The organism is Amycolatopsis echigonensis (assembly GCF_014174495.1).
GTDB classification, from domain to species: Bacteria; Actinomycetota; Actinomycetes; order Mycobacteriales; family Pseudonocardiaceae; genus Amycolatopsis; species Amycolatopsis echigonensis.
On record NZ_JACJHR010000016.1, the window covers coordinates 96,375 to 109,399 of the forward strand.

The 13,025-nt window shown below is 69.7% G+C and carries 14 protein-coding genes; 6 read left to right on the plus strand and 8 right to left on the minus strand.

Annotated elements, in window-relative coordinates; translation table 11 throughout:
• Positions 1–7: 7 nt before the first annotated feature.
• Positions 8–601: a TetR/AcrR family transcriptional regulator gene (locus H5411_RS13960; RefSeq protein ID WP_101435390.1), complete on the plus strand. Its 594-nt coding sequence runs from the start codon at positions 8–10 to the stop codon at positions 599–601.
• Between the two features lie 226 nt (positions 602–827).
• Here H5411_RS13960 and mce read toward each other — a convergent pair whose 3' ends face one another.
• Entirely contained in the window at positions 828–1,292 is a 465-nt protein-coding gene (gene mce, locus H5411_RS13965) for a methylmalonyl-CoA epimerase (RefSeq protein ID WP_009073871.1), read from the minus strand.
• Between the two features lie 140 nt (positions 1,293–1,432).
• Here mce and H5411_RS13970 point away from each other — a divergent pair, with 140 nt between their 5' ends.
• The 5 genes from H5411_RS13970 (at position 1,433) to H5411_RS13990 (ending at position 5,698) form a co-directional block, all read left to right on the plus strand.
• Complete coding sequence (locus H5411_RS13970; protein ID WP_183124006.1) at positions 1,433–2,620, plus strand: acetyl-CoA C-acetyltransferase; 1,188 nt, start codon at positions 1,433–1,435, stop codon at positions 2,618–2,620.
• Position 2,621: 1 nt separating this feature from the next.
• Entirely contained in the window at positions 2,622–3,584 is a 963-nt protein-coding gene (gene meaB / locus H5411_RS13975; protein WP_183124007.1) for a methylmalonyl Co-A mutase-associated GTPase MeaB, read from the plus strand.
• Positions 3,585–3,695: 111 nt separating this feature from the next.
• The gene (locus tag H5411_RS13980) at positions 3,696–4,436 is read left to right on the plus strand and encodes a peptidylprolyl isomerase (RefSeq protein ID WP_183124008.1); all 741 of its coding nucleotides are present in this window, start codon (positions 3,696–3,698) and stop codon (positions 4,434–4,436) included.
• A 66-nt stretch (positions 4,437–4,502) separates the two neighbouring features.
• The gene (locus H5411_RS13985) at positions 4,503–4,961 is read left to right on the plus strand and encodes a carboxymuconolactone decarboxylase family protein (protein WP_183124009.1); all 459 of its coding nucleotides are present in this window, start codon (positions 4,503–4,505) and stop codon (positions 4,959–4,961) included.
• Entirely contained in the window at positions 4,958–5,698 is a 741-nt protein-coding gene (locus H5411_RS13990; RefSeq protein ID WP_183124010.1) for an isocitrate lyase/PEP mutase family protein, read from the plus strand. Before H5411_RS13985 ends, H5411_RS13990 begins: the two co-directional genes overlap by 4 nt.
• 55 nt (positions 5,699–5,753) lie before the next feature.
• Here the strand turns inward: H5411_RS13990 and H5411_RS13995 are convergent, their stop codons facing one another.
• The 7 genes from H5411_RS13995 to H5411_RS14025 form a co-directional block, all read right to left on the minus strand.
• Positions 5,754–7,385 (minus strand): solute symporter family protein, encoded by a 1,632-nt coding sequence (locus H5411_RS13995; RefSeq protein ID WP_183124011.1) that lies wholly within the window; start codon positions 7,383–7,385, stop codon positions 5,754–5,756.
• A gap of 70 nt (positions 7,386–7,455) precedes the next feature.
• Positions 7,456–7,806, minus strand: coding sequence for a DUF485 domain-containing protein (locus tag H5411_RS14000; RefSeq protein WP_101435383.1), 351 nt, complete (start codon positions 7,804–7,806; stop codon positions 7,456–7,458).
• Positions 7,807–7,878: 72 nt separating this feature from the next.
• Positions 7,879–9,591: a sodium/solute symporter gene (locus tag H5411_RS14005; protein WP_183124012.1), complete on the minus strand. Its 1,713-nt coding sequence runs from the start codon at positions 9,589–9,591 to the stop codon at positions 7,879–7,881.
• A 1-nt stretch (position 9,592) separates the two neighbouring features.
• The gene (locus tag H5411_RS14010; protein ID WP_183124013.1) at positions 9,593–9,943 is read right to left on the minus strand and encodes a DUF485 domain-containing protein; all 351 of its coding nucleotides are present in this window, start codon (positions 9,941–9,943) and stop codon (positions 9,593–9,595) included.
• Between the two features lie 106 nt (positions 9,944–10,049).
• Positions 10,050–10,805, minus strand: coding sequence for a LytR/AlgR family response regulator transcription factor (locus H5411_RS14015; RefSeq protein ID WP_183124014.1), 756 nt, complete (start codon positions 10,803–10,805; stop codon positions 10,050–10,052).
• Positions 10,802–11,851, minus strand: a complete 1,050-nt coding sequence (locus H5411_RS14020) for a sensor histidine kinase (protein ID WP_183124015.1) — start codon at positions 11,849–11,851, stop codon at positions 10,802–10,804. Before H5411_RS14020 ends, H5411_RS14015 begins: the two co-directional genes overlap by 4 nt.
• A 150-nt stretch (positions 11,852–12,001) precedes the next feature.
• Positions 12,002–13,003 carry an ABC transporter substrate-binding protein gene (locus H5411_RS14025; protein WP_101435378.1) on the minus strand — a complete coding sequence of 334 codons (1,002 nt, stop codon included), beginning with the start codon at positions 13,001–13,003 and terminating at the stop codon, positions 12,002–12,004.
• Between the last annotated feature and the right edge of the window lie 22 nt (positions 13,004–13,025).

Sequence of the window (13,025 nt, forward strand, 5' to 3'; positions counted from 1 at the left end):
AGGTGACATGACCGACGACTCGGCGAAAGAACGGATCCTGTGCGCGGCGGAGGAACTGTTCGCCGAGTCCGGCTTCGAAGCGACCCCGACGTCCCGCATCGCGGAGCGCGCCGGGGTCCCGAAGGGCCTGGTCCACTATTACTTCCGCCGCAAGTCCGACCTGCTGGCCGCTCTGGTCGACCGGCTGCCGGACGAACGCATCGAACCCGCCGCGGTCGTCGTTCCCGGCGACCTGGCGGGTTCTTTGCGCAGGCTGGTCGGCGAACTCGACCGCCGGTTTTCCGGCTCCCTCGGGCTCTCGCACCTGCTGTGGCGCGAGGCCGACACCCATCACGTCGTCCGCGACGCGCTGTCCGAACGGTTCCAGCAACTGGTCCGGCTGATGCGGTCGGTGATCGTGGCCGCGACCGGCGGACGGCTCCCCGGAGCGGACATCGACAACGCGTCCGGACTGCTGGCCCGAGCGGTCACCCACCGGCACGCGACGGCCCGGCACACCGGGGACGACCGCCCGGCGGAGTTCGACGGGGAGCTGACGTTCGTGGCGAACGCGCTGTCGGCTCGGGTGCCGAAGGGGACGCCGCCTGCTTCCGCGGTGTGACGGCGCTCGTGCGTGCTTAGGCCGGGGGAGAACCCACGACCCCACCGCCGTGCCTGGACGCGACTAGCCCTGTCGGCAACTCGCGTCGGCCCGCTGCGGTCCCGCGGCAGAAGCACCCGCCATCCCCGCGCTCCGGTCGCGCGCCCCAACGCCGCATGGGGTGCGCTCAACGCGCCGAACGCCGCATTGGGTGCGTCGCATGCACCCAATGCGGCATTCGAGTCGGTCAGTGCGCGGAGGCGGCGGGCTCCACCAGCTCGACCAGAACCCCGCCCGCGTCCTTCGGGTGCACGAAGTTCACCCGGCTGTTCGAGGTCCCGCGCTTGGCCGCGTCGTAGAGCAGCCGCAGTCCCTTTTCCCGCAGCGCCGCCGCGGCAGCGTCCACATCGGACACTCGCAGGGCGAGCTGCTGGAGACCCGGTCCGTTGCGGCCGATGAACTTGGCGATCGTCGAATCGTCCCGGGACGGGGCGAGCAGCTGGATCATCGTCTCGGTGCCCGCGGTACCCGGGGCGCGCAGCATCGCCTCGCGCACGCCCTGCTCGTCGTTCACCTCCTCGTGCGCGACCTCCAGGCCGAAGTGGTCGCGGTGGAAGGCGATGGCCGCGTCGAGGTCGGGCACGGCGATCCCGACGTGGTCGATCGCGGTCACGAACGGCTTGAGCACGGATGCGCTGGGCTCGGTGTCCATACCGGGGAGGATAAGCCTCGAAGCGGCGGGCGGAACCCCGCGTGCGCCCCCTCACACTGGCTCCATCAAGACGAGCCGGGAACCCGGCGAAGGCCGTATCGTGGGAACACTGCCAGTGCACCGATGCTTTGGAGGACGTCGTGTCCGGTTCCGTGATCCTGGGCGCTGCCCGTACCCCGATCGGGCGACTGCTCGGCTCGTTGAAGGACTTCTCCGGGGCCCAGCTGGGCGGGATCGCGATCAAGGCCGCGCTCGAACGGGCCGGCGTCTCCCCGGACCAGGTCCAGTACACGATCATGGGCCAGGTGCTCACCGCAGGCGCGGGCCAGATCCCGGCGCGCCAGGCCGCGGTCGCCGCGGGCATTCCGATGGACGTCCCGGCGCTGACGATCAACAAGGTCTGCCTGTCCGGCCTCGACGCGATCGCGCTCGCCGACCAGCTGATCCGCGCGGGCGAGTTCGACCTCGTCGTCGCGGGCGGCCAGGAGTCGATGACGCAGGCGCCGCACCTGCTGCCGAAGTCCCGTTCCGGCTTCAAATACGGCGACACCACGCTGGTCGACCACATGGCCTACGACGGCCTGTTCTGCGCGTTCGACCAGGTCGCGATGGGCTCGTCGACGGAGAAGTACAACAGCCGTTACGGCGTGACGCGCGAGCAGCAGGACGCGTTCTCCGCGCGGTCGCACCAGCGCGCCGCGGCGGCGATCGAGGCCGGATTCTTCCGCGAGGAGATCGCGCCGGTGTCGATCCCGCAGCGCAAGGGCGACCCGGTCGTGTTTTCCACTGACGAGGGCGTGCGGGCCGACACCACCGGCGAGAGCCTCGCGAAGCTGCGTCCGGCGTTCGCCTCGGACGGCACCATCACCGCGGGGTCGGCGTCGCAGATTTCCGACGGCGCGGCCGCGGTGATCGTGGCCAGCCCGGAGAAGGCGGCCGAACTGGGCATCACGCCGCTGGCCGAGATCGGCGCGCACGGGGTCGTCGCCGGTCCGGACGCGAGCCTGCACGAGCAGCCGTCGAACGCGATCCGCGCCGCGCTGAAGAAGGCGAAGCTGGACGTGGGCGACCTGGACCTGGTGGAGATCAACGAGGCGTTCGCCGCGGTCGGTCTCGTGTCGAGCGAGAAGCTCGGCCTGGACGAGTCGAAGGTGAACGTCAACGGCGGCGCGATCGCGCTCGGCCACCCGATCGGCGCTTCCGGTGCGCGGCTGGCCGTGCACCTGGTGCACGAGCTGCGCCGTCGCGGCGGCGGTCTTGGCGCGGCGGCGCTGTGCGGTGGCGGCGGTCAGGGCGACGCGCTGCTGATCCGCGTTCCGTCGGCGTAAGGTGCCCGGCCCGGACCTCGATGAGCTTGTCGGCCGCGCGCGGGAAGGACAACCGCGCGCGGTCGCCCGGCTCATTTCGCTTGTCGAGGACTCCTCGCCGCGAGTGGCGGACATCGCCCGCGCGTTGACGCCCTACACCGGGGGCGCCCGCGTAGTCGGGCTCACCGGTCCGCCGGGGGTCGGCAAGTCGACGTCGACCTCCGCGCTGCTCACTGCCTTGCGCGGCGAGGGTTTGCGCGTCGGGGTGCTGGCGATCGACCCCTCGTCGCCGTTCTCCGGCGGCGCGCTGCTCGGCGACCGGATCCGGATGACCGAGCACGCCACCGATCCCGGCGTTTTCATCCGCTCGATGGCCACCAGGGGACACCTCGGCGGCCTTTCGTGGGCGACCCCGCAGGCGGTGCGGGTGCTGGACGCCGCGGGATTCGACGTGGTGCTGATCGAGACTGTCGGGGTTGGACAGTCCGAAGTGGACGTCGTGAAACTGGCCGACACCACGGTGGTGCTGCTGGCCCCGGGGATGGGCGACGGGATCCAGGCGGCGAAAGCGGGCGTGCTGGAGATCGCGGACGTGTTCGTGGTCAACAAAGCCGACCGCGACGGCGCCGACGCGACGGTGCACGACCTCAAGCAGATGATCGCCTTGGCCCGCCGGGAACTGCGCGGGCCAAGCTGGCGGCAGCCGATCGTCCGTACGGTCGCGGCGAAGGGCGAGGGCATCGACGAGGTGGTGTCGGCGTTGCGCACGCACCATGAATGGCTTGTCGCGCACGGGGAACTGGACCGCCGACGCGCCGCTCGCGCCCGGGAGGAAGTCGCCGCGATCGCGTTGCGGAGGCTGCACGCGGAGCTGGCGGATCTCCGGGACGGCGACCGGCTGGGCGAGTTGGCGGCGCGAGTCGTGGCCCGCGAACTGGACCCGTTCGCGGCGGCGGACCAGCTGATCGCGGAGCTGAAGGGCTAGCGACCTCGCCACCCCAAGCTCACCACCGGCCAGGACGCGACTTTCGCCGGAAGCGCGGGCAGTTTCCCGAACCTATACTGCGATCTTCCGTGCACTGGGAGGGGAACCGGGATGAAGAGACTGCTCGTGTCCGTGCTGACCGCGTTGTCGCTGGTCGCCGTGGCAGCACCGGCGTCGGCGGCGGAAGCGGCGCCGCCGAAGGTCACGTCGGGGCCGTGCCAGTACACCGAAACTCCGGACGATCCCGCGGTCCGCCCGGTGTCCCTTCCTCGCGATCCGAAGCACACACCGGACCACGGCAGCGTCGATGTCGCCGTGTTCTCCAACCAAGGCCCGCTCCCGCTGCGGCTCGACCGCGCGGAGGCACCCTGCACCGTGCAGAGCTTCCTGCACCTGGCGGCCAGCGGCTTCTACAACCAGACGACCTGCCACCGGCTCACCGCGTACCCGACGCTGAAGGTCCTGCAGTGCGGCGATCCGTCCGGCACCGGCGAGGGCGGGCCGGGCTACAAGTTCCGCGACGAACTTCCGACGACGCTCCCGCCCGCCCCGTCCGACCCGACCGGCAAGCGCCGGACGTACGCGCGCGGCCTGCTGGCGATGGCAAACGCCGGGCCGGACACGAACGGGTCGCAGTTCTTCGTGGTGTACGGGGATTCCAGCCTGCTGCCGAACTACACGGTCTTCGGCACGGTCGGCCCGGCCGGGCTGCGCACGCTGGACCGCGTCGCGGCGGGCGGCATCCAGCCGGACGCGGACACCCCGCCAGGGAAGACGCCGGTGGACGGGAAGCCGGTGCGGAAGACGGACCTCGAACTGGTCCTGCCGCTCTGCCTGTTCTGCGGCCGCTGACTGGCCCACGCCACCCACGCCGAACTGGACCACCCGGCTAGGCCACTCCCGATTAGCGTGGGTGGCATGACGAAGCGAATCGCGCTCGCCACGGGCGGGTTGTACCAAGCGATGTCCCACCTGCAGGGCGAGGTGAAGAAGGCCAGCGCGAACGCCGGGCTCGACGACAAGCTCATCGAGCTGGTCAAGATGCGCGCGTCGCAGATCAACGGATGCGCCTACTGCCTCGACATGCACGCGGCGGAGGCCGTCGCGGCCGGGGAATCGCCGCGGCGGCTGTACGTGCTCGAGGGGTGGCGCGAGACGGAGCTGTTCACCGAACAGGAACGCGCCGCGCTCGCCTACACCGAGGCGATGACCCTGATTTCGGACCACAAAGATGTCCCGGAAGACGTCTACGCCGAGGCGGTCCGCGTGTTCACCGAGGACCAGTACCGTGCGCTGGCCTGGTGCGTTGTCGCCATCAACACCTGGAACCGGCTCATGGTCGCGAGCCACGCCCCGTTGCCGGAGCGTGCGGAGTGACCGCCGGGACGCTGCGGGCGCTGCATGTGCCCGGGAAGCCGTTGGTCCTGCCGAACGCTTGGGACGCGGATACTGCGAAGGCGGTAGAAGCGGCGGGATTCCCCGTGGTGGCAACGAGTTCCGCCGCGGTAGCGGCGGCGCTCGGGCGAGCGGACCACGAAGGTGCATCGGCGGACGAGATGCTCGCGGCGGCCAAGCGGATCGTGGACGCGGTGTCGGTGCCAGTGACCGTCGACGCTGAGGCCGGATACGGCTTGGCTCCAGCGGATCTCGCTGCCCGGCTGAAGGAAATCGGCGCGGCCGGCTGCAACATCGAGGACACCGACCACGGCAAGGGCAGCCAGCGACCGGCAGCGGAACAAGCGGAGTGGCTCGCCGGGTTGCGTAGCGCGGCTGGCGATGGGCTAGTGGTCAACGCACGCGTGGATTCGTTCCTCGGGGCACCGGACGAGCAGGCGGTGCTGGACGACGCCGTGGCTCGCGGCCGCGCGTATCTCGAAGCCGGCGCCGACTGCGTGTACCCGATTCTCGTGCGTTCGCCGGAAGTGCTGGCCGAATTCGTCCGTCAGGTGGGCGGCCCGGTCAACGCTTCGGCGCTTCCCGGCGGTCCGGGGCTGGCCGGGCTTGCCGAACTGGGGGTAGCCCGGATTTCGCTCGGCGCCGGGTTGTGGCGGTATCTGCGCGGGGTGCTGGAAGGCACGCTCGGCGAAATCGCGCAGGGGAAGCTGCCGTATTGAAAAAACCGCTGGGTGCCGCGGCGAAGCGGCACCCAGCGGTTTCAGCGGGCAAAACTCAGTGCTGCACGGCCTTTTCCGCGCCCGCACCGGTCAGCGCCCGGACCTCCATTTCGACGTACTTCGCCTGGTCGTGTTCCTTCGACAGGATCGTGCCCAGCCAGCCGAGGACGAAGGCGATCGGAATCGACACGAGACCCGGGTTGTCGAGCGGGAACCAGTGGAAGTCGACGCCCTGCAGCATCGACGCGCTCTTGCCCGTCTTCGGGTCGACCGGTTTCCCGGAAACGGCGGGCGAGAACACGATGAGCACGATCGTCACGAACAGCCCGCCGTAAATGCTCCACAGCGCGCCCTGGGTGTTGAACCGTTTCCAGAACAGCGAGTAGAGAATCGTCGGCAGGTTCGCCGAAGCAGCCACCGCGAAAGCCAGCGCCACCAGGAACGCGACGTTCTGCCCATTCGCCAGGATGCCGCCGAGAATCGCGACGACGCCGATCACCACGGCGGTGATCCGCGCGACGCGGACCTCCGAACCGGTCGTGGCCTTGCCCTTCTTCAGCACGTTCGCGTAGACGTCGTGCGCGAACGAGGCGGACGCGGTGATCGTCAAACCCGCGACCACGGCGAGGATCGTGGCGAACGCGATCGCCGAGATCAACCCCAGCAGCACGGGTCCGCCGAGGTTCAGCGCCAGCAACGGAGCCGCGGAGTTCACGCCGCCCGGTGCCTTCTTGATCGCATCCGGGCCGACCAGCGCGCCCGCGCCGTAGCCGAGCACGAGGGTGAACAGGTAGAACACGCCGATCAGCACGATCGCCCACACCACCGAACGACGCGCCTCGCGTGCGGTCGGCACCGTGTAGAAGCGCATCAGCACGTGCGGCAGGCCCGCGGTGCCCAGCACCAGCGCGATGCCGAGGGAGAAGAAGTCCAGCTTCGTCGTGCCGTCCTTGCCGTACTGCTTGCCCGGCCCGAGCAATGCTTCGCCGGCCTTGCCCGCCTTGTCGACCGCGCCCTGCAGCAGCGAGGAGAAGTTGAAGCCGTACTTGCCGAGCACCCACAGCGTCATCGCCAGCGCGCCGACGATCAGCAGCGCCGCCTTGATGATCTGCACCCAGGTGGTGCCCTTCATGCCGCCGATGAGGACGTAGGCGATCATGATCACGCCGACCACCGCGATCACCAGTGACTGCGCGGCTTTGCCCTCGATGCCCAGCAGCAGCGCGACCAAACCGCCCGCACCCGCCATCTGCGCCAGCAGGTAGAAGAACGACACCACGAGCGTCGAAATCGCCGCCGCCGCGCGCACCGGACGCTGCTTCATCCGGAACGCGAGCACGTCGCCCATGGTGAACTTGCCGGTGTTGCGCAGCAGTTCCGCCACCAGCAGCAGCGCGACCAGCCACGCCACCAGGAAGCCGATCGAGTACAGGAACCCGTCGTAGCCGTACACCGCGATGGCGCCGGCGATGCCGAGGAACGACGCCGCCGACAGGTAGTCGCCGGAGATCGCGATGCCGTTCTGCGGGCCGGTGAACGCGCGGCCGGCCGCGTAGTAGTCGGACGCGGTCTTCGTGTTGCGGCTCGCGCGGAACACGATCACCAGGGTGATGACCACGAACAGCGCGAAGATCGTGATGTTGAGCGCCGGGTTGCTGCCCTCGACGCTCGCGGCGAGAGTCTTCACTGCGTCTCCTGTGTCTTGCGGGATACCCGCAGCCAGTCGGTGGCACGAGCAAGCTGTCGCGGTTGTGTGCTCATGCCCCCTCCTTCGCCGGGTTCTCGATGTCGTCCCTGATCCGCTCGGCCAGCGGGTCGAGGTTCTTGTTGGCGTAGCGCACGTACAGCCACGTGATGAGGAACGTGGACACGAACTGCAGCAGCCCGAAGAGGAGGCCGACGGTGAAGTTGCCGGAGATCTTCGTGCTCATGAAGCCGTGCGCGTAGTCGGCGAGCAGGACGTAGAGCAGGTACCAGGCGAGGAAGAGTCCGGCCATCGGGAACACGAACCGGCGGAGCCTGCCGCGGAGTTGGCGGAACTCGGCGCTGTCGTGCACCTGCTCCCAGGTCGAGTCCGGCGGCGCGCCGGACGGGTCGCCTGCGCTCATGGGAACTCCCTTGTGCGACGCTGCGGATGTGGTCCGCGACACAGTAGGGAGGGCGGCGGGGCGAGGGAACCGTCAGCGGCTCAAACGCCTCGCGGCACGACGAACGGTTGACGAACGGTCACCGGGAGCGGACGAAGGGCGTTCGTCGAGGTGCAGCCGCAACATCGCGGCTCCGGCCCAGGACGGCGGGCGCCCGCGCAGCGACACCGCGAGCATTACGCCGAATGCCAGCGGTACCGACCAGGGTGCCGGTTGCGAGACCAAGATCGCCACCCAGCCTCGCATCGGCGGCCCGGCCAGTGCGAACAGGATTGACCCGGACGAGGCAGCCAGGCCGGTCAGCACTCCGGCGATCGCGCCCGCCGCGGTGAGCCGCTGCCACCAGATGCCGAGCACGAGCAGCGGGCAGAACGTGGACGCGGCGACGGTGAACCCCCACGTCACGAGCACTCCGGCGTCGAGCCGCGCGGACGGCAGCGCGAGCAGCACCATCGCGATCGCGGCGAACACGACTGTCACCCGCAGACGGCGCAGGCCGCCGGGCATCAGGTCGTAGGCCAGCGCGCCGGACATTACGAGCAGCAACCCCAGCGAGGTCGCCAAAAACGCGGCGAACGCGCCCGCGGTGAGCAACGCGGTGAACAACTGCCCGGCCCAGCTGTGGTCGACTTGGGAGGGCAATGCGACGACCACGGTGTCGGTGTTGCCGGAGAGGTACAGCTGCGGCACCAGCACACGCCCGAGAACGCCGTAGACGCCAGGGAAGAGGTAGAAGACTCCGAGCAGCGCCACGGTGATCGCGGCGGTGCGGCGCGCGGCGCGGCCGTCCGGGCTGGTGTGGAAGCGCATGAGGACGTGCGGGAGGCCCATCGTGCCGAGGACAGTCGCGATGAGGACCGCCCAGGTGCCGAGCAGCGGGTAGCCCTTGTCGATTTCCAGCAGCGGACGCTGCCAGTCCGGCCCGCCGAGCGCGACCTCTCCGCTGACGCCGGGGACCTGCGCGCCGGCGGCGAAGGTGAGCTGTTCTCCCTTGTGCACCACCAGTTGCCCGGGCGGCAGCGTGCCGCGGTCCTCGGTCGCGGTGGGCTCGCGGAAGGTGAGGGTGACGTCGTGGTCGAACTGCACCGGGGTGGCGTGCGAGAAGCGGGTGAACTCGACCGGAGTGAGGCTCGCGTCGCGGGTTTCGGTGCCGATGTGGAGCACCAGCCACAGCGCGGGGACGAGGAACAGCACGAGCTTCAGGAAGAACTGGAACGCCTGGACGTACGTCGCCGCGCGCATTCCGCCGAGCGCGAGCGTGACGCTGACCGCCGTGCCCGCGATGACCACGCCGACCCAGTACGGAGTTCCGCCGACCGCGGTGAGCACCAGCCCGGCCGTACGGAATTGGGGGACTACGTAAATGGTCCCGATCACGAGTACGACAACCGCGGCCAGACGACGCAGTGCGGGAGAGGCGAGCCGCGCTTCGGCGAAGTCGGGGACGGTGAGCGCGCCGGATCTGCGCATGGGCGCGGCGACGAGCACCAGCATCGCGACGTATCCCGCGGTGAAGCCGACTGGGTACCAGAGCGCGCCGACGCCGTCCTTCACCATCAGTCCGGCGACACCGAGGAACGACGCCGCGGACAGGTATTCGCCGGAGACCGCGGCGGAGTTGACGAAGGGCGAGATTCGCCGGGACGCCACGAGGAAGTCGGACGTCGTACGCATGGCGGCGACCCCGCGCACGCCGATGAGCAGCGTGACGAGGACGACCGGGGCTACCGCGAGCGCGACGTCCATCTCACCGATCGTCCTCGATCTTCTCCGCGCGGCGCAGCTGCCACCACGAGAGCCCGGCCAGCACCGGGTACGGCAGGACCGCGATCAGCAGCCAGGACAGCGGAATTCCCCACAGCCGCACGCTGTCCAGCGACGGGGCGAGGGAGAACAGCACCGGCAAACCCAGCACCAGCACGAACATCGCCACCAGCGCGGGGATTCCGCGGCGGCACTGGATCCGGTACAGCACGGCCGCGCGTTCCGCTTCCGGCGCGCGCAGGCGGGGCATCCGCCACCGGCCGCGTTCGAGCCGCCGCGACCGGGCGAGCCTCGTCTGCGGACTGGTGACGGCGACGCGTTTGGTGCGGCTCACCGGACGTCCTGCGCAACCCTCGTGCGCGGCGATCCCGGTTCTAACCGGGATAACCGCGCACGAGACGTGAAGAGCGGCGGGTGCGGCTCGATCCTCGTGGTGCCCCTCACCGGGCGCTCCCGAGCTGCCCGCGCTGCGCTGCCTCCAGCAAGCGGTCCCGGAGATCCCGCGCATGCCGTCGGCTTACCGGCACGTCGCCAACCTCGGTGTGTGCCAGCAGCCCGCCCGTCGTGTCGCTTCGCAGTTCCAGCACCGCGCTGACCGCGAGCAGGAATCCGCGGTGCACCCGGGTGAAACCGGTGCCTTCCCAATATTCTTCGAGCCGCGAGATCGGCATCCGCACCGGATGCACGCCGCTGCGGGTGTGCAGCCGGACGTAGTCGCCGTTGGCTTCGGCGAACAGCACGTCGTCGCGGCGGACATACCGCGTGCGGCCGCCGGAATCGACTGGCAGCGCGGCCATCGCGTCCGGTGCGGCCTGTCGCCGTCCGCTCGGCACCAGACGGGTCACCTTCGCCAGCGCGGCCGAAAGCCGTTCCGTGCGCACCGGTTTGAGCAGATAGTCCACCGCGCCGATGCCGTACGCGGTCACCGCGTGCCCGTCGTGTGCGGTGACGAACACGATCACCGGCGGTTCGGACAGTTTCGCCAGCAGCGACGCGAGTTCCAGCCCGTCCAAGCCCGGCATGGAAATGTCGAGGAAGACCGCGTCGAAATGGTCTGCCTGCAACAGTTTCAGTGCCTTCAACGCATCGCTCGCGCCGACGACCTCGCCGACTTCCGGCGCTTCGCGCAGCATCCGGCACAGTTCGTCCAAGGCCGGCGCGAGGTCGTCGACCGCCAGCACCCGCAGCCCGCTCACGGCAGCACCCCCGGCTGGAACCGCGGCACCCGCAGGACGACCCGGGTGCCCTCGCCGACCGCCGTTTCCACCGTCAGCCCGTACCAGGCCCCGTACACCGTGCGCAATCGTCTGTCCACATTGGCCAGTCCGAGCCCGGTGCCGTCGCCGCTGCCCGCGAGGATGGCGGCGGCGCGTTCGGGCTCCATGCCGACCCCGTCGTCCTCGACGCTGATCACGCAGTCGTTCCCTTCCGCCTGTCCGTGCACCTGGACGAGCCCGGTGCCCGACCGCGGCTCGATGCCGTGCCGGATCGCGTTCTCCACGAGGGGTTCGAGTACCAGGTACGGCACCGCCACCGCAAGCACTTCCGGCGCGACCCGCACCTGGACCTTCAGTCTTTCGCCCAGCACCGCCCGCTGCAGCGCGAGGTACGTTTCCACCGCGCGGAACTCCTCGGCGACGACGGTGTACTCGCCGTGCCGCGACAGGCTGTAGCGGGTGTAGTCGGCGAAATCGAGCATCAAGTCGCGGGCGCGGTCCGGTTCCGACCGGACGAACGACGCGATCACGGTGAGCGCGTTGTAGACGAAGTGCGGCGACATCTCCGCCCGCAGCGCCCGTAGCTCGGCTTGCGCGGCCTGGTCCGCCGAAGCTTCGAGCCGACCCCGTTCCAGGGCCTGCACCACGAGGTCGGCCGCTTGCCGGGTGACCGCGCCGGGGACCTCGCCGACCAGCAGCAACGCGCCCGCCAGCTCGTCATGGACGTGCAGCGGAACCGCCGTCACGCCGCCCGCGGTGATCGGCTCTTCCTGGTGCAGCACGTCGTCCAGGATCTGGGACACCGCGTCGTCGGCACCGGGGCGGCCGGACCACATCAGCGAGCCGGAGAGATCCGCGAGACCCAATCCGGCCACGTCGAACAGCCGTCGCAGTCCGTGTGCGGCCCGTCGGGCGCGGACTCCGGACAGGCCGTCTTTCAGGTCGTCGGCGACCTTCCGCGCCGCGCTGAGCACGCCGACCGCATCCGGGCGGGAGCGCCGCGGCAGCCGGGCACTCTCGGTCATCGACGGCCTCCCCTCGGGTACCTGGGGAAAATAATGCAGTCTAGCGAAGCTTGTCCGTTGAGGGTGGAGGTGGGAAGAAGGTTGGGCCTAGCGGGGAACACGGCGAAGGGGACTTTCCGTGCGGAAAGTCCCCTTCGGCCGGCCCGGCGGCTAGCAGCTCTGCTTGTAGAAGTACTGCGAATTGGCGTCCAGGTCGTCCTTGGTGATCGAGTGCAGCTGCGCGGTCAAGTTCCGCTCGGTCGGCTTGCCCTCGAGCGCGGCCACCGCCTGGTCGACGCCCTTCGTGCCGATCTGCGCCGGGTCCTGTGCGATGAGCGCCTGGTACTCGCCCTTCTTCAGACCGTCCACTTCGGACGGGCTGGCGTCGAAGCCGACCAGGTTGACCTTGCCGATCTTGCCGGCGTTGCGCAGGCCGGTCGCCGCGCCCTCGCCGGTGTTGAGGTTGGTGGCGAAGATCCCGACGAGGTCCGGCGTCGAGACCAGCGCCGCGGTCACCTTCGACGCGGCCTGCTCCGGTTCGTTCTGGGTGAACTGGATGCCCGCCGACTTGAGGTTCGGGTGGTTCTTCAGCTCGTCCTCGAAGCCCTTCGCCCGGGCCGCGGTGGTGGACGTGCCCGCGATGGTGTCGAGGATCAGCACCGACCCCGGTTTGTCGCCGACGAGCTTCGCCATCGTTTGCGCGGCCAGCTTGCCGCCCTCGGCGTTGTCCGAGGAAACCGACGACACCGCGACGCTCTTGTCCTTGAGCGAGGTGTCGACCTCGACGATCTTCGCGCCGCGGTTTTTCACCTGCTCGATCGGCGCGAGCATCGCCTGGTCGTCGGTCGGGGCGATGAGCAGCGCGGCGGGCGGGTTGGAACCCATCGCGTTGACGATCGACGTCTGCATGGCCGCGTCGAACTTCTGCGGGGCCTGCGTGGTCAGCTCGTAACCGAGCTTCTTCGCTTCCGCCTCCGCGCCGCACTGCATCGAGATGTAGAAGGGCTCCGCCTGCACGCCCGGCACCAGTGCCAGCTTCTTGCTGTTCGCGGAGTTGCCGCCGGGCTTGTCCCCGGACCCGCTCTGGCCCACCTGGCCGGAGCCGCACGCGGCCACCAGCATCGCCGCGGACGCGAGCGTCCCCGCGGCGAGGACGGTTTTGCTGAATTTCATCGTAAGCACCTCTTTGTACTCG